Below are 19,964 nucleotides of genomic sequence, written 5' to 3'. Positions count from 1 at the left end.
TCCATGGCGTCCGACTGTGTGCGAGTTCGGGAACAATAATGGCAGACAGAACCCCGCTGAAAGTAGCCGACCACAACGACATCGCCGATGATGATCCGTTCGCGGAACTGACCCGGATCATGGGTTTCGACCCGCGCCAGCCGGTGCGGCAACCGGCTCCTGCGGCCGAGAAGGCCGCGCCGGTCAATCAGGCTCCAGCGGCGGACGATTTCGACATCGACCTCGAAAAGGAGTTGATGGGAGAGTTCGATTCCGTCGAGGAAAGCGAGCCGGTCGCTCAGCAGGCTGCCCTGCATCAGATCGGCTATGAGCCGGCTTTCGAGGCCGCCAGCGCCGCCGCGAATGACGACGAGTTGACTGCGTCCTTCGAGCAGGACTTCGTGTTCGACGACGCGGCGGATCATGCCGATTTCGCCGTGGCCCATGTGCCGGAGGCGGATTTCGCGCCGGAGCCGGAAGCCGCGCCGGAGGCGCATTTTGCAGCGGAGCCGCATTTCGCGCCGGAGCCGCAGGAAGCTCCCGAGCCGGAAGTCGCTTTTGACGATGATTTCGACAAGGCCGTCGCCAGGTCGCTGGATGTCTCGCCGCTCGAAGACGAGCTTCCGATCGATCAGGAAATGGCGGCTTCGCTGGACCAGGATTTCCAGCTCGACCATCACGAACCCGCCAACCTCGACTATCACGAGCCGGCTGAGGCCCGTCAGGCCGCCGTGGAAGCCGTGCAGGCCGCGAGCGAAGAGGCGTTCAACGCCGATTTCGACAATGCCGTCCAGATGTCGCTCGAAGACGAGCTGTCGTTTGAGAGCCACGAGCCGGAGCAGCAGGCGCGAGCCGTCGAGCCGCTCGAAGTCTCCGCGGCCGATCCGCTGATTTCCGAGGACGATTTTGCCGGTCACTTCGACCAGACGATGACCGATGTCGATGTCAATCTCGGCCAGGCTCAGGATTTTCAGGAGCCGGAGCCGGCGGTTGACGATGACCCGGCGCCGATGGTCGAGGCAGCGACCGAGATGGCCCATTTCGCCGCCGAGCCGGAGTTCGCCGCGCCTGAGCCTGCCGCGGCGCTGACCCTCGATGACGATTTCGAACTGAGTTTCCGCGATGCGCTGAACGAGGAGCCGCAAGCTCCGGCCGTCGAGCCCGCCGCCGCGCTGCAGCCGGCCGCGGTCGAGCCGGCTCCTGTCGTCGCCGCCCCGGTTCCGCCCGTCGCCGCCGCGCTGGTTCCGCCTGTCGCCGCCGTCGAACCGGCGAGGCCGGCGGCCAGCGAACGAAGCCTGGAAGACGAGCTCAATGCGCTGCTCGGCGCCATGACCGCGCGACCGATGCCCGCGGTCAAGGAGCCCGCTCCCGCGCCACGTTTGGTTGCGGAACCCGCAAGCTACGCTGGCGGGAAGGCGGCGGCCGATGATCTCGACTGGGATCTCGACGAGCACCAGTCGGCGCAGAACGGGCAGGGCGCTCAGCCGGCAGAAAGCGACATGGACGACCTGCTTGCCAGCGAACTCGATCGCCAGGATTTCTCAAGCTCGGCCAAAACCGAGGCCGATGTTGATTTCGATGACGATTTCGGCGCTGCTTTCGCCAAGAGCATCGAAGCTGAACAGGCAGCTGCCGCCACGGCAAGGTCTCCGGTAAATTCCTCCGATTGGCTGCATTCGACGCCTACGGAATCAGGCAAGTCGTGGAGCCGCTCGACCCCGACCTCGGCTCCGCCGGTGCAGGCTTCGTTTGCCGCGCAGCCGGCGCCCTCGGCTCCGGCGCAGATGGCCGCGCCTTCAGCGCCAGTGCAGATGGCCGCGCCGGCCTACCGCAGCGAACCGGCAACGGATTATTCCGCCTATGCCATGCCGGCGCAGCCGCCGGTGCCTTCGTCGCCGCCTCGCCAGCACGAAGATGTGCCGGATGTCGAGACGGTCGATGTGCCGGAGCGCGTGGTCGCGCTCGCGGACGACCTCGACATTCCGGAGCTCAGCTTCGAGGAAGACCAGCCGGCGGCGCCCGCTTACGACGATCTCGATGCGGAATTCGCCAGCCTGCTCACCGACATGAATGCGACGGAGATCGCGCCGGCGCCCGCGCAGAACCGGGGCTATGATGACGAATCCTACAGCGCCGGCTTCAACGGTTATGACCGTCGCGACTTGCGCACCGAGGCTCCGGCGGCTCCGGCTTCGTTTGCCGTCGCCAACGATTACGACGCCGACGACCTGCCCGGCAGCCGGCCGGTTTCGCAGGCGGAGGATTTCGCCGCCGATGAGCTCGACTACGATCCCGAGCTCGAGGAAGCGATGGCGATCCCCGGGCTTGCCGAGCGCGAGGCGGCGCAGCCGCGCCGGCGCGGCGTGATGATCGCGGCGCTGGTCGGCGCCGTGGTGGTGCTCGGCGGGCTTGGCGCGCTGGCCTTCTCGTTCGGCGGCAAGGGCGGCAGCGAGGCTCCGGTTATCGTCAAGGCCGACAATTCGCCGATCAAGGTGAAGCCCGAAAATCCGGGCGGCACGGTGGTGCCGAACCAGGACAACAAGGTTTATGACGCGGTGGCCAAGGGCGGCGGCGCGGCCAAGCCCGCCGAGCCGGTGCAGCAGAAGCTGGTGAACACCACCGAGCAGCCCGTGGACCTGGCATCGAAGGAACCGCCGCCGAGCCGGGTCGTCGATCTCGCGCCCAACGACAACGACGCCGCGGCCGGCACTGACGCCGCCGACGATTCAGCTGCAGCCCTGCCTGGCGTCGCGCAAGCGACCGTGCCGCAAAGCGCGCAACCTGCCGCGCCGGCAAGCGCGCAGCCCGCAGCGCCGGCGCCGAAGGCGGAAGACCGCATCGCCCAGGTGCTGCAGCAGGATGCCGACAACACCGTCAACAACGACGTCGTCGCCGTCGCGCCGCGCAAGGTGAAGACCATGATGGTGAAGCCGGACGGCTCGCTGGTGCCGCGTGAAGACCCGGCCCCGGCCGCGCCGAAGGTCGCGGCGGCCGAGCCGAGCGATCCGGCGCCGCAGCATGTCGCGCCGGCCTCCGACGGCCAGCAGACGGGAACCGTGGCTTCCGACGCGGACCAGGCCGATGCGCCTGCCCTCAAGCCGGCGAAGCCCGCGAAGAAGGTTGAAGCCAAGGCTCAGTCGGCCAACACGCCGGCGGTGGTGCCGGTGGCGCCGGCGCGTCCGTCCGACCAGCCGGTCGATATCGTCGGTGAGGTCAAGCCGGACCAGGTCGCTTCGATCGATCCGGCGGTAGCTGCCGGCGGCGGCTCGTGGTCGATGCAGATCGCCTCACAGCCGACGGTCGAAAGTGCGCAGTCGACCTATCAGGACCTGCAACGCCGCTACGGCAGCGTGCTCTCCGGCCGCACCGCCAACATCGTCAAGGCCGAGGTCGCGGGCAAGGGCACCTTCTACCGCGTTCGCGTTCCGGCCCAGTCGCGCAACGATGCGATCAACCTTTGCACCAGCTACAAGGCGGCCGGCGGCAACTGCTTCGTATCGCGCTGACAGGTTTCAGCTTCCAAAGCCGGCGCCGCCGCAAGGCCGCGTCGGCTTTTCGTTGTGGACGGTTGTGGGCTTTGGCTGGTCGGAGGGCAGGGGTGATTCCCTTTGCCCGCCCAAAGCCTTAAGCTTTGGTGCATGAGCGAATCAAAATCCATGATCCTCGGCTGTGCCGGGAAATCCCTCGCCGAAGACGAAATCCGCTTCTATCGCGATGAACGTCCCTGGGGCTTCATCCTGTTTGCGCGCAATATCGGCGAAGCCGGGCAGATCCGCGACCTTGTCGCCTCGATGCGCGATAGCGTCAGCCGCCCGGATGCTCCGGTCTTCATCGATCAGGAAGGCGGGCGGGTGCAGCGCCTGCGCCCGCCGCTGGCGCCGAACTATCCGGCCGGGGGCGCGCTTGGCGCGTTGTGGCGCGACGATCGCGAGGCCGGCCGCCGCGCCGCCTGGCTGATGGCGCGGCTGCATGCCTTCGATCTCTCGCGGCTGGGCATTACCGCCGACTGCCTGCCGGTGCTCGATGTGCCGGTCGAAGGCGCCAGCGACGTCATCGGCGCGCGCGCCTATGGCAAGGAGCCCAATGCCGCGATCGAGCTTGGCCGGGCTTCGGCCGAGGGGCTCATGTCCGGCGGCGTGCTGCCGGTGATGAAGCATATTCCCGGCCACGGCCGCGCCTTTGCTGACACGCATTTCGCGCTGCCGACCGTCGATACGCCGCTGGAGGAGCTCCGCCGGCATGATTTCGCCCCGTTCACGGCGCTTAGGGAGCTGCCGATGGCGATGACGGCGCATGTCGTCTACAGCGCCGTCGACCCCGACAATCCGGCGACCACATCCGCCCAGGTCGTCGACCAAGTGATCCGCGGCGAGATCGGTTTCGATGGGCTGCTGATGAGCGACGACACCTCGATGAAGGCACTTTCTGGGGATTTCCCGACAAAGGCGGCCTCGATCCTTGCGGCCGGCTGCGATCTCGTCCTTCACTGCAACGGCGTTTTCGAGGAGATGTCGGGGATCGCCTCGCGCACGACGGCGCTGTCGGGCAAGTCCTTGGCGAGAGCCGAGCGGGCGCTGACCTATATAAAGGATCGCGACGTCGCCGACGAAACGGCGATACGCGCAGAATTCGCCACCTATTTCGAAGCGGTGGCCTGAACCGAAGGGACGAAAGGCAAGTGGCGGAGACATTGGAAGGCAAGGCCGCGAAGGCCGCACCGATGGACCGTCTGTGGGCCGAGAACGACGATTCACGCCTGACAGGCGACCCGTCGCTGGTCGTCGACGTGGCCGGCTTCGAAGGCCCGCTCGATCTTCTCTTGCATCTAGCCCGCAACCAGAAGGTGGATCTGGCGCGCATTTCGATCCTGGCGCTCGCCGAGCAATATCTGGCCTTCGTCGAGAAGGTACGGGCGCTGAGACTCGAGCTTGCCGCCGACTATCTGGTGATGGCGGCGTGGCTCGCCTTCCTGAAATCGAAGCTGCTGATCCCGAAGCAACCGGGCGAAGAGGGTGAAAGCGGCGAGGAACTCGCGGCGGTGCTGCAATTCCGGCTGAAGCGGCTGGAAGCCATGCGCGACGCCGCGGCGCGTCTGGTCAACCGCAACCGTCTCGGCCGCGACGTCTTTTCGCGCGGCATGCCGGAAATGGTGATCATCGAGAAGCGCAACAGCTTTTCGGCCTCGCTCTACGATCTGCTCACCGCCTATGCGCAGCAGCGCCAGAAGCAGGCGATCAACAATGTGACGATTGCCAGGCGCGCCGTTTGGTCGTTGAAGGATGCGCGTGAGGTGCTGGCGCGGCTGATCGGCTCGGTCGGCGACTGGACGACGCTCGACAGTTTCCTGATCGAATATCTGGCCGCGCCGGAAGAGAAGCGCACGGCGATGGCCAGTTCCTTCGCGGCGACGCTGGAAATGGTGCGCGAGGGCAAATTGGACATGCGGCAGGATCAAGTGTTCGCGCCGATCTATCTGCGCGGCCGCGCGCAAGGGTTAAGGGCAGTCGAGGTGGTATCATGAGCGAACGCGCCAACGCTTCGGTCATTCCGTTCAAGGTCGAGGACGAGCCGGAAGACGAGATGGCGGAGCAGGGTTCCATCGAGAACCCGGCCGAGCGGCTGCAATTGTCGGAAGCCGTGCGCATGGCCGAGGCGATCATTTTCGCCAGCGCCGAGCCGGTCAGCGAAAAGCAGCTTGCCGTGCGCCTGCCGGAAGGCGTGAACATTGCCGCCGCAATGGCGGATCTGCAGGAAATCTATGCCAAGCGCGGCGTAAACCTGGTACGGGTCGGCGATGCCTGGGCTTTCCGCACCGCAGGCGACCTGGCTTTCCTGATGAGCCGGGACTCGGTCCAGCAGAGAAAGCTTTCGCGCGCGGCGCTCGAAGTGCTGGCGATCATCGCCTATCACCAGCCGGTGACGCGCGCCGAGATCGAAGACATCAGAGGCGTCGAGACGTCGAAAGGCACACTCGATACACTGCTCGAAACGGAGTGGGTCAGGATGCGCGGCCGCCGCCGCACGCCCGGACGGCCGGTGACCTATGGCACCACCGACGCTTTCCTGGATCATTTCGCGCTGGAAGAGATCCGCGATCTGCCCGGCATGGAGGAACTGAAGGGCGCTGGCCTGCTCTCGACGCGCATGCCGGCCAATTTCTCGATGCCGGTGCCGCCGGCCGATCCCGATGCGCTCGCCGAAGACGAGGACGCGCTGACCGATATCGACCTCGAGGAACTCGGGCTGTTGACGCCGCGCGTCACTGACGAGTGACCATCAAATCGCCGCGAATGGTCTATTAGCAGAGGCTGCGCGGATTGGTAGCAAGCCGCTCACGCCGAAAGTGCGTGACATCCGCTAGCCATTTTATCAACTTCCTAGCGGTTGTGTTTGAATCCCCGAGCGAAAACGCATAGATCATCGCCAGGGAAAACATTCGAGAGAGAATAGCAATGGGTTCATTTTCGATTTGGCATTGGATGATCGTGCTGGTCATCGTGCTTCTGGTGTTCGGCCGCGGCAAGATCCCGGAACTGATGGGCGACATGGCCAAGGGCATCAAGAGCTTCAAGAAGGGCATGGCCGACGACGACGCCGACGACAAGCGTACCGTCGAACATCGCGCTGACGAGACTGTTTCGCCGGCCAAGGAAAAGGTCAGCAAGAGCTGATCCCGGTTGTTGGTTTGAGCATGCCGTTGTCCCAAAACCGCTTCGCATTTTTGGGCGGCAGGCACTCGTCGGAATAGATTGTCATGTTTGAAGTCGGTTGGAGCGAACTGCTGGTGATCGCGGTCGTCATGATCGTGGTCGTCGGGCCTAAGGATTTGCCCAACATGCTGCGCACCTTCGGTCGCACCGCGGCGAAATTGCGCGCCATGGCCGGCGACTTCCAGAAGCAGTTCAACGAGGCGCTGAAGGAAGCCGAACTCGATGACGTCAAGAGTTCGATCGATAGCCTTCGCGGTCTCAATCCGCTGAACGAGGTGCGCAAGCAGCTCAATCCGTTCGAGCAGGCCGCGGCCGACGTGCGGTCCGGCGTCGATACGATGATGAAGCCGAAGCCGGCCGCCGATCCGACAGCACCGGCGGCAGAGACTCCGCAGGCCGCCGAGCCGCTCAAGAACGGCGCGACGGACATGCCCGGCGCCAACGGAACCGAGGCAGCCTCAGCCACTCCGGTCTTCCCTGCCATGACCGACGCCTCCGTCACCGCACCGGTTTCCGAGACCGCCGCGCCGGCCCGGCCGGCGAAAAAGGCTGCGACCGTCAAGGCAAAGACGACCGGCGCCACGGCAAAGGCAGTTGCGGCAGCGAAGGCACCGGCCAAACCCTCGCCGGCCTCGGTTAAAGTCGCCGCGCCCGCCAGGAAGGCGACGCCCAAGGCTGAGGCAAAGCCAGCCACGGCGAAGAAGCCGGCTGCGAAGAAGGCAACCGACAGCAAGAAGATGGCGGGCGACACCAAGTGAGCGTTTCGGACAAGGAAAAGGAAGAAATCGAAAAATCGTCCGCGCCGCTGATCGAACACTTGATCGAGCTGCGCCGCCGGCTGATCTGGTCGCTGGGCGGCTTCTTCGTCGCCTTCCTCGCCTGCTTCTTCTTCGCCAAGCGCCTGTTCAACCTGCTTGTCGTCCCCTTCAAATGGGCGACGCAGTGGGCAGGGCTCGACCCGCACAAGGTCGAGCTGATCTACACCGCGCCACAGGAGTTCTTCTTCACCCAGGTGAAGCTCGCCATGTTCGGCGGCATGGTGATCGCCTTCCCGCTGATTGCCACGCAGATCTACAAGTTCATCGCGCCGGGCCTCTACAAGAACGAGCGCAGCGCCTTCCTGCCGTTCCTGATCGCCTCGCCCATCCTATTCCTGATGGGCGCCTCGCTGGTCTATTTCTTCTTCACCCCGATGGTGATGTGGTTCTTCCTGGCCATGCAGCAGACCGGCACCAACGACCAGGTGCAGATCTCCCTGCTGCCGAAGGTGTCGGAATATCTCAGCCTGATCATGACGCTGATCTTCTCGTTCGGTCTGGTGTTCCAGCTGCCGGTGGTGACCAGCCTTTTGACGCGCGTCGGCATATTGTCGTCGCAGGCGCTGGCCGAGAAGCGCAAATGGGCGATCGTCCTTTCCTTCGTGGTCGCCGCGGTGCTGACGCCGCCCGATCCGATGAGCCAATGCGGCCTCGCTATCCCGACCATCATCCTCTACGAGGTTGCCATCTGGTCCTCGCGCATGATCGAGCGCGCCCAGGCGCGCGACCGCCTGGCGCGCGAGCAGGCGGAGGCAGGGAGTTCGGTTTCGAGCGACACGCCGGACACCTCGGCCTCCTGACCTGAACGGTGCCGCCTGGGGCAGGAAATCGCAGCGGTCCATTTGCCCGCCGTCTTGCATCGACGACGGATGCGGTTTACGCCCTCGATCCTTAAAGCGCGTCGCGTCGAAACGGATTCACGCGACGCGCTTTAGGTCGTTGCTTGATGCATGTCGTTGTCGCAAAACCGAGGTCACTTTTGCGCGACATGCATTAAAGCGCGCGACGCGGTTTAAGTCTCTATTTTCATGCATGTCGTTTTCCCAGAACCACTGCACACTTTTGGGCGACATGCATTAGTTTGAGGATCGACCATGCTTGACATCAAATGGATTCGCGACAACCCGAAGGCCCTTGTCGAGGCGCTGGTGAAGCGCTCGTGGTCGGCGGGCGAGGCGCAGTCCACGGTCGACGATCTGGTCGCGAAGGACGAGGCGCGGCGTTCGCATCTCAGTGAGCTGCAGGTCAAGCAGGAGCGTCGCAACGCCGCCTCGAAGGAGATCGGCAACGCCATGCGTTCGGGCGATTCAGCACTTGCCGAGAAGCTCAAGAGCGAAGTCAGCGACATCAAGGTGTTCATCCAGAATGGCGAGGCGCGCGAGCGCGAGCTCGACAAGGCGCTTAACGACGCGCTTGCCGTGCTGCCCAACGTGCCGCTCGAAGACGTGCCGATTGGCAAGGATGAGCACGACAATGTCATCAAGCGACTCGTCGGCGACGTACCGACACGCCCGAACTGGGTGAAGGAGCATTTCGAGGTCGGCGAAGCACTCGGCATGATGGATTTCGAGCGCGCGGCGAAACTGTCCGGCTCGCGCTTCACGGTGCTGAAAAGCCAGCTGGCGCGCCTGGAGCGCGCGCTCGGCCAATTCATGATCGACTTGCACACCACCGAGCACGGCTATGAAGAGATCATCCCGCCGCTGATGGTGCGCGACGAGGTGCTTTTCGGCACCAACCAGCTGCCGAAATTCGAGGAGGACCTGTTCTTCACGCCGCATGGCGACAGTCGCCTCGGCCTGATCCCGACGGCCGAGGTGCCGCTGACAAACCTCGTGCGCGAGGAAATCACCGCGCATGAGAAGCTGCCGCTGCGCTACACCGCGCTGACGCCGTGCTTCCGTTCGGAAGCAGGTTCCGCCGGCCGCGATACGCGCGGCATGCTGCGCCAGCACCAGTTCTACAAGGTCGAGCTGGTCTCGATCACCGACCAGGAAAGCTCGATCGCGGAGCATGAGCGCATGACGCAATGCGCCGAAGAGGTGCTGAAGCGGCTCGGCCTGCCGTTCCGCACGGTGACGCTGTGCACCGGCGACATGGGTTTCGGCGCGCGCAAGACCTACGACATCGAGGTCTGGCTGCCGGGGCAGAACGCCTATCGCGAAATCTCGTCCTGCTCGGTCTGCGGCGATTTCCAGGCCCGGCGCATGGATGCCCGCTACAAGGACAAGGACGGCAAGGGCAATCGCTTCGTCCATACGTTGAACGGCTCGGGCACCGCGGTCGGCCGCGCTCTCATAGCCGTCATCGAAAACTACCAGAATGAGGATGGCAGCGTAACCATTCCTGAAGTGCTGCGGCCTTACATGGGTGGTCTTACCAAGATCGAATCGAAGTGACCGCATGCGCATTCTCCTGACCAACGATGACGGCATCCACGCTGAGGGGCTGGCGTCGCTCGAACGCATAGCCCGCACGCTGTCGGACGATGTCTGGGTGGTCGCGCCCGAGCAGGACCAGTCCGGCTATGCGCATTCGCTGTCGATTTCGGAGCCGCTCCGGCTGCGCAAGATCGGCGAGAAGCATTACGCCGTGCGCGGCACGCCGACCGACTGCGTCATCATGGGCACGAAAAAAATCCTGCCCGGACCGCCTGACCTGATCCTGTCCGGCGTCAATTCCGGCGCCAACATCGCCGACGACGTCACCTATTCCGGCACCGTTGCCGGCGCCATGGAAGGCGCGCTGCTCGGCGTGCGCTCGATCGCGGTCAGCCAGGCCTATTCCTATGTCGGCGAGGACCGCGTCGTTCCTTACGAGACGACCGAGGCGCTGGCGCCGGCGCTGCTCAAGCGCCTGGTGGAAACGCCGCTGCCGGAAGGCGTGCTGCTCAATGTCAATTTCCCCAACTGCGCCCCCGACGAAGTGGAGGGCACCGTCGTCACCTCGCAGGGCAAGCTGGTGCACAGCCTGTGGGTCGACGAGCGGCGCGACGGGCGTGGCCTGCCTTACTACTGGCTGCGTTTCGGCCGCGAGCCGGTCGAAGGCAAGAAGGGCACGGACCTTTATGCAATGCGCAACCGGCTGGTGTCGGTGACGCCGCTGCAACTCGACCTCACCGCGCATGAACTCCGCGACCAGTTGACCAAGGCGCTGTCATGAACAAGGCGTTGGCATGAACACGGTTTTGGCATGAACACGGTTTTGGCATGAACACGGGCATGGACGACCGCGAAGGTTTCGCCGCTTTCCTGCTCAGGCTGCGGGGCAGGGGCACGGCGCCGAAGGCGCTGATCGCGGCCTTCGAGGCGACGCCAAGGCGTGGTTTCCTGTCGGCCCAGTTCCATGCGATCGCCTGGTCGGACGGCATGCTGCCGATCGAATGCGGCGAGGCGATCGAGGGCGCCGATCTGCAGGCGGCGGTGATCGCAGCGCTTCACATCGAGCCGGGCAATCGCGTGCTCGAGATCGGCACCGGCTCGGGTTACACGGCAGCCGTCATGTCGCGGCTTGCGGCGCGCGTCATCACCATCGACCGCTACAAGACGCTGACCGAGCAAGCCAAGCAGCGCTTCGAGGCGCTTGCCATCAGCAACGTCATCGCCCGCCAGGCCGATGGCTCCAACGGCCTGCCCAATGAAGGGCCGTTCGACCGCATCGTCGCCTGGGCGGCCTTCGACAACCTGCCGCGCTTCCTGCTCGACCAACTGTCGAGCGGCGGCATCGTCATCGCGCCGATCGGCCCGGAGGAGGGCGAGCAGGTGCTGGCCAAACTCACCAAGGTGGGCAGCCGCTTCGAGCGCGAGGACATCGGCATGGTCAGGCTGCAGCCGATCCTGCGCAGCATCGCCGCGGTGATCTAAAAGCGCGTCGCGCTGAAGCGGATTCAGGCGACGCGCTTTAAGGCTTTGTTTTCATGCATGTCGTTATCGCAAAACCGCTGCGCACTTTTGCGCGACACGCATTAGCTTTTCTCAACCGTTCCAGTGGAAGTTCAGCCGCAAGCCGACCAGATCGACGTCCTGGCCGATCCGATCCGTGCCGAACGGAAAGGGCAGCCCGACTGCCGCGAAAGCAGTGGTCTTGTCGGGCATGAACAGGTGATCGTATTCGATTGCGAGTGACCAATTCGGGGCGAAGCCGTATTCGAGGCCCGCGCCCAGCGCGCCTCCCCATCGGGTCTGATCGCCGGTCTTGCCAGCGGGGATATCCGGGGGAAAGAGGACCTCAAAACGGTCGTGAGTCACGGCCGCGCCGCCCTTGACGTAAAAGAGAGCGTTGTCGACGCTGTATCCGACCTGGGCCGTCAGCAGCCCAAACCAGTCGACGCGGGAACGATCTATAAAAGGGGGAATGAATTCGCTGACATTGGAACCCTTCAGATTGGCCCAATTGCCTTGCGCTTCGAGCCCGAACACCCAGTCGTTGCGCTGCCAGCGATAGCCAAGCTGTGCGCCGACGGTGCCGCCGGTGGCGTTGTGACAGCCCTCGCTGAAAGACAGGCCGGCAAGTTGAGCGTCCCAGCATGAGTGGCTCGATCCCCAGCCGCCATTGGCGCCGATGTAGAAGCCGCTCCAGTCATAGCTCGCGGCGACAGGCGTTTCGGTGAGATCGGCGGCGGATGCAGGCGCAGCGGCGGCCAAGGCAGCGGCAAACGCCGCGGCGACGAGAAAACATTTCATTGAAGGACCCTCCCAAATTCCCTGACGGTATCGGAACCCGATCCGGAAATCCCGTTACCTGGAAGCAACACGCGGGAATATTTGAATCCAAACTATACTTGGATAGGAGACTGCGGCGTCCGGGCCGATCACTTCGATGTTCGGCGATTGAACTTTGTTCCCGGCCTGGCAAATGAAGCGAAGCCCGCGGTCCCAAGAACCAGCCGCGAATGCGCCGGAAAGCCGAGATGTCCGCGTCGCCGTCGCCCGGATTTTGGCCGCGCCAAAATTTCCGCCAATGTTTTAAGAAAATTTTCGCCGGATTCTAATGGGTTAACCGGCCAGTAACATTAACGCGCTTTAATTACAGCCAGTTTGTACCGGGTCTGTGCGGGTTAGTGCGATGCAATTCAATCACTTGAAGGCAAACAGACGCAATCTGGCGCGCGGTTGCGCTGTCCTGATGATTGCCGGCGCGGCGGCCGGGTGCAGTTCCCAGTCGATGCGCTTCAACGGTGTCGATGATGTCTTCACATCCTCCACCAACAATCAGCGTGCCATCATCAACAAGCAGAATGTCGACCAGCCCTATCCGGGCGATACTGTCGCGCCTGCGCCGGTCGACGGCACGCATACCCAGTCGGTGAGCCGCTCGAGCCTCGAGCCGGTTACAGCCCAGCAATTGCCGCCTCCCTCGGCGCCGGCGCCGGCAAAGCCGATGCGTACCGCTTCGGCTCCCGCCCTCGCGGCGGCTCCGGCGCTTGCTCCCGCGCCGCATCTCGACAGGACGGCCACCGGCACGGTTGCCGCGGCTAAGCCGTTCAAGACCGCCGAGCCCGATGCGAGCGCTGCGCGGCACGCGACCGAAATCGTGGTGCGGGACGGCGAGACACTTTCGGGCCTGGCAGCGCACTACCATGTGCCGGCCGATGCCATCGCCAAGGTCAACGGGATCGATCCGAAGAAGGGCATTCGCAGCGGCCAGAAGATCGTCATCCCCGCCTATGCCTATTCCAGCAAGACGGAGCCAAGGGTCGCCGAAGGCAAGCCGACGAACACGCCGAAGCAGCCCGCGCCGGAAAAGGTCGCTGTGCTGCCGCAGCAGCCCAAGGTCAAGGACGGCAAGTCGGCCGCTCAGGTCGATGCATCGGCCGCGGCCAGCGGATCGAAGAACCCGAAGCCCGCGCCACGGATGGCCGAGGCCAAGCCGGCCGGCGCCGGCGGCTCCTACACCGTGCAGCAGGGCGACTCGCTGTCCTCGATCGCCAGGAAGACCGGCGTCAGCGTCGTGGCGCTGAAGCAGGCCAACGGCATGCAGGACGGCCTCCTCAAGATCGGCCAGACGCTCAAGATTCCGGCCGGCGGCACGGTCGCTGTCGCAGCGGCCAAGGCTGCCGCTACCACCGCCAAGCCGGCGGTCGATCCGGTGACCACGGCGACGACGCAGCCGCCGGCGACGACCACGCCGTCGCAGACGCTCGCTTCCTACACGCCGCCGAAGAAGGACGCCAAGGTCATCCAGCAGGCCGAGGACGACGATGCGGTGGCGCCTGACGCGACCGGCATCGGCAAGATGCGCTGGCCGGTGCGCGGCCGCGTGATCTCCGGCTTCGGTTCCGGCAAGGACGGCGTCGACATCGCGGTGCCGGAAGGAACGCCGATCAAGGCGGCCGAGAACGGCGTCGTCATCTATGCCGGCGACGGTCTCAAGGAATTCGGCAACACCGTGCTGGTGCGGCACGAGAACGGCCTGGTCACCGTCTATGGCCATGCAAGCTCGATCGAGGTGCAGCGCGGCCAGAAGGTCAAGCGCGGCCAGGAGATCGCGCTGTCCGGCATGAGCGGCACGACCGACTCGCCCAAACTGCACTTCGAAGTGCGCAAGAATTCGGCCCCGGTCGATCCGACGGGCTATCTCGAATAGAACAAGAACCGTTTTGCGGGCCGCCTGACCTCCAGTCCGGCCCGCCGTCTTCAGCCCGCTCCGAAAGGAGCGGGCTTTTTCAGTTTTGGCTGGGATTTCACATCTTCCTATGGATAAGTGTGGTCCCAAATCCGAGTTCAACTTTGGGTGTGAAAATCCCTTCAGGCATTCAGTAATTTTCTTTGCCTATCGTCGCCGGCATGCGGGAGCAACTGCAAGGCAAATCATGGCAAAATCGGACATTTGGCGCCAGGCTAGGGTGTGGCTGGTAATTGGTGTGCCGTTTGTAGTTGCCGGTACGCTTCTTCGCCACCACAGTTTTTACGCTTTCGAGCTTTTGATGTTCGGGTTTTCGATTGCCATGACCCTGTTCTCGATCTGGCTTGTCTACCGCATTTGGCCGAGCCGAGTGCGAAGACTGGATGGCAAGATCAGTACCGCCTATGCTGGCGTGATCATGGCGCTGGCCCTTCTTATCTTATCCCTCTACGCAAACTACGTCGTCCTGTCCGTAGCGATCGGGTGATCAAGATGGTGCATGAAAAGAGGCTAGGCTCGACCGAGCTGCAAGGTGAACCTCTTCGCAGCTATCCCATCCAGTCGCAGCTCTATTTAGGCTCGATCCTATTCAATCCTTCAGCGGCTTGCCAAGCCGGCCGGCGAGGTCCTGGGTGAACTGCCAGGCGACGCGGCCGGAGCGGCTGCCGCGCGTGGTTGCCCATTCCAGCGCCTCGGCGCGCAGCTGCTCGGGGTCGGTCGCCAGGCCGTGATAGCGGACATAGCCGTCGATCATGTCGAGATACTCGTCCTGCGAGCATTTGTGGAAGCCGAGCCACAAGCCGAAACGGTCGGAAAGCGAGACTTTTTCCTCCACCGCTTCCGAGGGGTTGATGGCGGTCGAGCGCTCATTGTCGATCATGTCGCGCGGCAACAGATGCCGCCGGTTGGACGTGGCGTAGAAGATGACGTTGGCGGGGCGGCCCTCGACGCCGCCTTCGAGCGCCGCCTTCAGCGACTTGTACGACGTGTCGTCATGGTCGAAGGAGAGGTCGTCGCAAAACAGGATGAACCGATAAGGCGCTGCCTTCAGGAGGCCCATCAGCTTAGGCAGCGTGTCGATGTCCTCGCGGTGGATCTCGATCAGCTTCAGCGGCCGGTCGAGCTTGTCGGAGGCGTTGACGGTGGCATGCACGGCCTTGACCAGGGACGATTTGCCCATGCCGCGCGCGCCCCACAAAAGCACGTTGTTGGCCGCATAGCCGGACGCGAAGCGCTCGGTGTTGTCGAGCAGGATGTCGCGCACGCGGTCGACGCCGCGGATCAGGCCGATGTCGACGCGGTTGACCTTGCGCACCGGTTCCAGAAAGCCAGGGTCCGCCTGCCAGACGAAGCAGTCGGCAACGCCGAGGTCGGTCTGCGGAACCGGCGGCGGGGCGAGGCGGGAAACCGCCTCGATCAGGCGGTCGAGTTTCTTGTTCAATGTATCCAGGCTGTCGGTCATATCAGGTCTTTTTGTTGTGATATTTCAGCATGTGGGAGCAGCTTCCACGGCGTCGCTGCAAGAACCAGGCCCAAGCTTTTGTTGGAGCATGATTTTTTCGGTGGCCTCGAAGCGGCTTCCGCTGCGACGCTCTAGCACGCCGCAAACGGCTGGAAAAGCAACGGATTGGCCTCGCAGCGCAGTTGCATTGGCAAGTTTACCGACTATATTCCGGCCAAATTTTCGCGGGGCCGCCCCGGCGGTATTTCACCATCCAGGAGTTTCTTGATGTTCGTTACACCGGCATACGCCCAGGGCGTCGGCGCTTCGCCAGACATGCTTATCTCGATTTTGCCGTTTGTCCTGATTTTCGTGATCATGTATTTTCTGATCATCCGGCCGCAGCGCGCGCAGCTGAAGAAGCGCCAGGAAATGCTTTCGGCGGTGCGCCGCGGCGACACGGTGGTGACCGGCGGCGGCTTCGTCGGCAAGGTGACCAAGGTGATCGACGACAATGAGCTGGAGATCGACCTTGGCGGCGGAACCAAGGTGACCGCGCTGCGCTCGACGATCTCGGACGTGCGCGTCAAGGGCGAACCGGTGGCGAACCAGAACGCCAAGAAGTAGGCGAAATCCCAGCGGTGATGGCCGCGGGCAGGGTTCTGACGAACGGCGGCATATGGTCTATCTTTCGCGCCTGAAGGTCATTTTGATCGGGCTTGCCCTGATCTCGATGGCCTTCCGCGCGCCGAATGTTCTCGCCGCGGTGCCCGGCGCGCATATCTTGTTTCGCCTGGATACCGACCAGGTAAAAACCCGCCGGCTGGAAGCAATGCGCGACCAGATCAGGACGCTGCTTCGCGACGCCGAACCCAGGATCAGCTATAGCGGCCTTGTCGTATCGGGCCTCACGGTTCAACTGCGCATTGGCGATCCCGCGCAAGTCGAGACCGCCAAAGCGGCACTCAAGGCGGTGATCGATTCCATTGCGGGCAAGGAAGGTCCGGTCCAGGAGTTTGCGCTGGACGATAGCGAGCGCGGCCTGTTGAAGTTCACCATGACCGATGCCGGCGCGAAGTATCGAACCTATGCCGCGCTCACACAGTCGATCGAGGTCATCAAAAATCGCCTCAACGAACTTGGCGTGGCCGATCCCGCGGTCCAGTTGACGGATGACGGCATACTGGTTCAGGCGCCAGGCGTCGCGGATTTGCACAGCTTGGCGCAAACCCTTGAGCGGCAAGGCCGACTGAGCTTCCAATTGGTCGATACGTCGACGCCTGTGAACGATGCGGTCAACGGCCAGGCGCCTGCCGGTTCAAGCGTGCTTTACACGCTGGATGATCCGCCAGTTCCCTATCTGGTCGAAGACCGGGTGCTCGTGTCGGGTGACAGCGTTCTGGACGCGGAAGCGATCCGCGACAGTTCGACAGAACAGTTTGTCGTCGCATTCCGGCTCGATTCCAAGGGTACGCAACGTTTCAAGTGGGCAACCACTCGGAATATCGGCAAGCCATTTGCGGTGATCTTGGACGGTCACGTGATTTCGGCACCTATGATCCGTGAACCCATCGAGCATGGCACCGTGCAGATATCGGGAAATTTCACGGCCGACAGCGCCAAGGAGCTTGCCCTGTTATTCCGCACCGGCGCGCTGCCGGCGAGATTGACAATCGTCGAGGAAGCACGATAGGGCCGACCGTGGTTGGAACGAAAACCATAGCTGATAATCTAGCCGATGGCGGAACGCTGCCGCTTGTACGCCTGAACGGATAAGAACGAATGCTCTATTTCTCGCGCCTCAAGATGATCCTGATCTGGCTCGCCGTGGCCATCACAGTGATCCTCGCCGCGCCCAACCTTTTCCCGGCAAGCATGCTGGCGCAACTGCCGAGTTGGGTGCCGAAGCGGCAGATGACGCTCGGCCTCGACCTTCAGGGCGGCTCGCACATCCTGCTGCAGATGGATCAGAACGACCTGATCAAGGATCAGCTGCAGACGACGCGCGACGAGATCAGGACGCTGCTGCGCGACGCCAAGATCCAATATACCGGCCTTGGCGGAACAGGCCGAACCGTGCAGGTGCGCATCAACGATGCGAGCCAGCTCGACGCCGCCAAGACTGCGCTGAAGCCGATAACCAACCCGGTCACGGCCGGTCTGTTTGCCGGTGGTTCCGTGCAGTCGATGGCGCTGGACGATTCCGAGCCGGGGCTGTTGAAGTTCACCGTTACGGATGCCGGCATCAAATATCGTACCTCGACCGCGCTCTCGCAGGCGATTGAAGTGGTGGAGCGACGCGTCAACGCGCTAGGCACGACCGAGCCGATCGTGCAGCGGCAGGGCGACGATCGCATCCTGGTCCAGGTGCCTGGGCTCCAGAACCCGCAAAGGCTCAAGGACATTATCGGCCAGACCGCCAAGCTGACGTTCCAGATGGTCGACACGTCGGTGCCGGTCCAGGACGCGATGAAGAATCGCCCGCCGGCTGGCGACTCGATCCTTTATTCGCAGGACGATCCTCCGGTTCCTTACCTGGTCGAGAACCGCGTTATCGTCTCGGGCGAAGACCTGTCGAATGCGACGCCGACTTATAATTCACAGACCAATGAGCCGGTGGTTTCGTTCACCTTCAATTCCCGCGGAGCGACGCGTTTCGGCCAGGCGACCCAGCAGAATGTCGGCAAGCCGTTCGCCATCGTGCTCGACAACCAGGTGATTTCGGCGCCGGTGATCCGCGAGCCGATCCTCGGCGGCAGCGGGCAGATCTCCGGCAATTTCACGGCCGAGAGCGCCAACGACCTCGCCGTCTTGCTGCGCGCCGGCGCCCTGCCGGCCAAATTGACCATCATCGAAGAGCGTACCGTCGGCCCCGGCCTTGGTCAGGACTCCATCCACGCCGGCAAGGTGGCGGGTGTGATCGGCTCAATCCTCGTCGTCGCCTTCATGTTCGTCGCCTATGGTTTCCTCGGTTTCATCGCCAATATTGCTTTGGCCGTGCACGTGGCGATGATCGTTGGCGCGCTGTCGCTGCTCGGCGCCACGCTGACCTTGCCCGGCATCGCCGGTATCGTGCTCACCATCGGCATGGCGGTGGACTCCAACGTTCTGATCTATGAACGCATCCGCGAGGAGCGGCGCAACGGCCGCTCGGTCATCCAGGCGATCGACACCGGCTTCTCCAAGGCGCTTGCGACAATCGTCGATTCCAACGTCACCTCGCTGATCGCGACCGTCGTGCTGTTCTTTCTGGGCACCGGTCCCGTGAAGGGCTTCGCCATCACCTATGCCATCGGCATTCTGACGACGGTCTTCACCGCCTTCACCTTCACCCGCATGCTGGTGTCGATCTGGCTGCGCCGCGCTCGTCCGAAGGAATTGCCGCGCGCGCCGGTCACCTTCATTCCGCCGGGCACGAAGATCCCGTTCATGGGCATCCGCCGCTGGACATTTGCTCTCTCCAGCACGTTGTCGATCCTGTCGGTCGTCGGGTTCCTGACACTTGGCATCAACTACGGCATCGACTTCAAGGGCGGCTCGCTGATCGAGGTGCAGTCCAAAAAGGGCGATGCCGATCTTGGCGATATCCGCAGCAGGCTCTCCGAGCTCAACATCGGCGAGATCCAGGTGCAGCAGTTCGGCGCGCCGAACGACGTGCTGATCCGTGTCGGCACGCAGGACGCCGGCGAGAACGCCGAGCAGACCGTCATCGACAAGGTGCGGGCCGAATTGCAGGACCAGTATGATTTCCGCCGCGTCGAAGTGGTGGGTCCGACGGTTTCCGGCGAGCTCGCCAAGCAGGGCACCATCGCCATGCTGATCGCGCTGGCCGGCATCCTGCTCTATGTCTGGTTCCGCTTCGAATGGCAGTTCGCCGTTGGCGCCATCGTCGCCACGGTGCACGATGTGGTGATGACGATCGGCTTCTTCGTCCTGACTGGGCTGGAGTTCAACCAATCGTCGCTGGCCGCGATCCTGACCATCATCGGCTATTCGCTGAACGACACCATCGTCGTCTATGACCGCGTGCGCGAGGATCTGCGAAAATACAAGAAGATGCCGCTGCCGCAGCTCCTGAACAACGCCATCAACGAGACGCTGTCGAGAACCACGCTGACCTCTGTCACCACGTCCCTGGCGCTGTTGGCGCTGGTGCTGTTCGGCGGCGAGGTGATCCGCTCCTTCACGCTGGCAATGCTGTTCGGCGTGGTGTTCGGCACCTATTCGTCGATCTTCATCGCCGCGCCGCTGCTGATCCTGTTCCGCTTGCGGCCGCAGGCCGCGACCGAAGAAGAGAAGAAGCCGGTGAACGGCAAGGCCGTGGCGACCTGACGCCGTCAGAGCCGGATGATTTCAGGTCGAGCCGACCTGAAATCATCCGGCTCTAAATCA

17 protein-coding genes are annotated in these 19,964 nt (G+C 63.4%); 15 read left to right on the top strand and 2 right to left on the bottom strand.

Annotation, left to right across the window (positions count from 1 at the left end; translation table 11 throughout):
* Window positions 1-38: 38 nt before the first annotated feature.
* The 10 genes from FJ418_RS10535 to FJ418_RS10490 all read left to right on the top strand — a co-directional run bounded on the left by FJ418_RS10535 (window position 39) and on the right by FJ418_RS10490 (window position 11,370).
* Complete coding sequence (locus FJ418_RS10535; protein ID WP_140865306.1) at window positions 39-3,485, top strand: SPOR domain-containing protein; 3,447 nt, start codon at window positions 39-41, stop codon at window positions 3,483-3,485.
* Window positions 3,486-3,617: 132 nt separating this feature from the next.
* Window positions 3,618-4,637: a beta-N-acetylhexosaminidase gene (nagZ, locus tag FJ418_RS10530; RefSeq protein ID WP_140708132.1), complete on the top strand. Its 1,020-nt coding sequence runs from the start codon at window positions 3,618-3,620 to the stop codon at window positions 4,635-4,637.
* Between the two features lie 62 nt (window positions 4,638-4,699).
* Complete coding sequence (locus FJ418_RS10525) at window positions 4,700-5,500, top strand: ScpA family protein (RefSeq protein ID WP_140865559.1); 801 nt, start codon at window positions 4,700-4,702, stop codon at window positions 5,498-5,500.
* Complete coding sequence (gene scpB, locus FJ418_RS10520) at window positions 5,497-6,252, top strand: SMC-Scp complex subunit ScpB (RefSeq protein ID WP_140865304.1); 756 nt, start codon at window positions 5,497-5,499, stop codon at window positions 6,250-6,252. Before FJ418_RS10525 ends, scpB begins: the two co-directional genes overlap by 4 nt.
* A gap of 179 nt (window positions 6,253-6,431) precedes the next feature.
* A complete protein-coding gene (locus FJ418_RS10515) occupies window positions 6,432-6,650 on the top strand; it encodes a twin-arginine translocase TatA/TatE family subunit (RefSeq protein WP_027167260.1) in 219 nt (72 codons plus the stop codon).
* A gap of 83 nt (window positions 6,651-6,733) precedes the next feature.
* Window positions 6,734-7,447: a Sec-independent protein translocase protein TatB gene (gene tatB / locus FJ418_RS10510; RefSeq protein WP_140865302.1), complete on the top strand. Its 714-nt coding sequence runs from the start codon at window positions 6,734-6,736 to the stop codon at window positions 7,445-7,447.
* Window positions 7,444-8,307 carry a twin-arginine translocase subunit TatC gene (gene tatC, locus FJ418_RS10505; RefSeq protein ID WP_140865300.1) on the top strand — a complete coding sequence of 288 codons (864 nt, stop codon included), beginning with the start codon at window positions 7,444-7,446 and terminating at the stop codon, window positions 8,305-8,307. The genes tatB and tatC overlap by 4 nt, the downstream gene beginning before the upstream one ends.
* Window positions 8,308-8,601: 294 nt before the next feature.
* The gene (gene serS / locus FJ418_RS10500; RefSeq protein ID WP_140865298.1) at window positions 8,602-9,906 is read left to right on the top strand and encodes a serine--tRNA ligase; all 1,305 of its coding nucleotides are present in this window, start codon (window positions 8,602-8,604) and stop codon (window positions 9,904-9,906) included.
* Window positions 9,907-9,910: 4 nt separating this feature from the next.
* The gene (gene surE / locus FJ418_RS10495; RefSeq protein WP_040982411.1) at window positions 9,911-10,669 is read left to right on the top strand and encodes a 5'/3'-nucleotidase SurE; all 759 of its coding nucleotides are present in this window, start codon (window positions 9,911-9,913) and stop codon (window positions 10,667-10,669) included.
* 47 nt (window positions 10,670-10,716) lie between these two features.
* Window positions 10,717-11,370, top strand: a complete 654-nt coding sequence (locus tag FJ418_RS10490; RefSeq protein ID WP_140865296.1) for a protein-L-isoaspartate(D-aspartate) O-methyltransferase — start codon at window positions 10,717-10,719, stop codon at window positions 11,368-11,370.
* Window positions 11,371-11,481: 111 nt separating this feature from the next.
* On the opposite strand, the gene FJ418_RS10485 is transcribed toward FJ418_RS10490, so the two are convergent.
* Window positions 11,482-12,150, bottom strand: a complete 669-nt coding sequence (locus tag FJ418_RS10485) for an outer membrane beta-barrel protein (protein WP_348643098.1) — start codon at window positions 12,148-12,150, stop codon at window positions 11,482-11,484.
* 421 nt (window positions 12,151-12,571) lie between these two features.
* Between FJ418_RS10485 and FJ418_RS10480 the strand changes: the two genes are divergently transcribed.
* Together FJ418_RS10480 and FJ418_RS10475 are read left to right on the top strand one after the other, a co-directional pair.
* The gene (locus tag FJ418_RS10480; protein ID WP_140865292.1) at window positions 12,572-14,092 is read left to right on the top strand and encodes a peptidoglycan DD-metalloendopeptidase family protein; all 1,521 of its coding nucleotides are present in this window, start codon (window positions 12,572-12,574) and stop codon (window positions 14,090-14,092) included.
* A 226-nt stretch (window positions 14,093-14,318) separates the two neighbouring features.
* Entirely contained in the window at window positions 14,319-14,618 is a 300-nt protein-coding gene (locus FJ418_RS10475; RefSeq protein WP_140865290.1) for a hypothetical protein, read from the top strand.
* Window positions 14,619-14,720: 102 nt separating this feature from the next.
* On the opposite strand, the gene FJ418_RS10470 is transcribed toward FJ418_RS10475, so the two are convergent.
* Window positions 14,721-15,593 (bottom strand): ATP-binding protein, encoded by an 873-nt coding sequence (locus FJ418_RS10470; RefSeq protein WP_140865288.1) that lies wholly within the window; start codon window positions 15,591-15,593, stop codon window positions 14,721-14,723.
* 267 nt (window positions 15,594-15,860) lie between these two features.
* On the opposite strand from FJ418_RS10470, the gene yajC reads away from it, so the two are divergent.
* The 3 genes from yajC to secDF all read left to right on the top strand — a co-directional run bounded on the left by yajC (window position 15,861) and on the right by secDF (window position 19,904).
* Window positions 15,861-16,199 carry a preprotein translocase subunit YajC gene (gene yajC, locus FJ418_RS10465; RefSeq protein ID WP_095765024.1) on the top strand — a complete coding sequence of 113 codons (339 nt, stop codon included), beginning with the start codon at window positions 15,861-15,863 and terminating at the stop codon, window positions 16,197-16,199.
* Between the two features lie 52 nt (window positions 16,200-16,251).
* The gene (locus FJ418_RS10460) at window positions 16,252-17,265 is read left to right on the top strand and encodes a hypothetical protein (protein ID WP_140865286.1); all 1,014 of its coding nucleotides are present in this window, start codon (window positions 16,252-16,254) and stop codon (window positions 17,263-17,265) included.
* An 89-nt stretch (window positions 17,266-17,354) separates the two neighbouring features.
* On the top strand, window positions 17,355-19,904 hold the full coding sequence (secDF, locus tag FJ418_RS10455; protein WP_140865284.1) for a protein translocase subunit SecDF: 2,550 nt from the start codon (window positions 17,355-17,357) through the stop codon (window positions 19,902-19,904).
* The last annotated feature ends 60 nt before the right edge of the window (window positions 19,905-19,964 follow it).

It is taken from the genome of Mesorhizobium sp. B2-8-3, assembly GCF_006440815.1.
GTDB lineage: Bacteria > Pseudomonadota > Alphaproteobacteria > Rhizobiales > Rhizobiaceae > Mesorhizobium.
This window is presented reverse-complemented; position numbering and strand designations above follow the sequence as displayed.

Excerpts from the sequence above, each read along its gene's own strand:
- FJ418_RS10535 (WP_140865306.1), top strand. The coding sequence starts at position 39 with ATGGCAGACAGAACCCCGCTGAAAGTAGCCGACCACAACGACATCGCC.
- nagZ (WP_140708132.1), top strand. The coding sequence starts at position 3,618 with ATGAGCGAATCAAAATCCATGATCCTCGGCTGTGCCGGGAAATCCCTC.
- FJ418_RS10525 (WP_140865559.1), top strand. The coding sequence starts at position 4,700 with ATGGACCGTCTGTGGGCCGAGAACGACGATTCACGCCTGACAGGCGAC.
- scpB (WP_140865304.1), top strand. The coding sequence starts at position 5,497 with ATGAGCGAACGCGCCAACGCTTCGGTCATTCCGTTCAAGGTCGAGGAC.
- FJ418_RS10515 (WP_027167260.1), top strand. The coding sequence starts at position 6,432 with ATGGGTTCATTTTCGATTTGGCATTGGATGATCGTGCTGGTCATCGTG.
- tatB (WP_140865302.1), top strand. The coding sequence starts at position 6,734 with ATGTTTGAAGTCGGTTGGAGCGAACTGCTGGTGATCGCGGTCGTCATG.
- serS (WP_140865298.1), top strand. The coding sequence starts at position 8,602 with ATGCTTGACATCAAATGGATTCGCGACAACCCGAAGGCCCTTGTCGAG.
- surE (WP_040982411.1), top strand. The coding sequence starts at position 9,911 with ATGCGCATTCTCCTGACCAACGATGACGGCATCCACGCTGAGGGGCTG.
- FJ418_RS10490 (WP_140865296.1), top strand. The coding sequence starts at position 10,717 with ATGAACACGGGCATGGACGACCGCGAAGGTTTCGCCGCTTTCCTGCTC.
- FJ418_RS10480 (WP_140865292.1), top strand. The coding sequence starts at position 12,572 with ATGCAATTCAATCACTTGAAGGCAAACAGACGCAATCTGGCGCGCGGT.
- FJ418_RS10475 (WP_140865290.1), top strand. The coding sequence starts at position 14,319 with ATGGCAAAATCGGACATTTGGCGCCAGGCTAGGGTGTGGCTGGTAATT.
- FJ418_RS10470 (WP_140865288.1), bottom strand. The coding sequence starts at position 15,593 with ATGACCGACAGCCTGGATACATTGAACAAGAAACTCGACCGCCTGATC.
- yajC (WP_095765024.1), top strand. The coding sequence starts at position 15,861 with ATGTTCGTTACACCGGCATACGCCCAGGGCGTCGGCGCTTCGCCAGAC.
- FJ418_RS10460 (WP_140865286.1), top strand. The coding sequence starts at position 16,252 with ATGGTCTATCTTTCGCGCCTGAAGGTCATTTTGATCGGGCTTGCCCTG.
- secDF (WP_140865284.1), top strand. The coding sequence starts at position 17,355 with ATGCTCTATTTCTCGCGCCTCAAGATGATCCTGATCTGGCTCGCCGTG.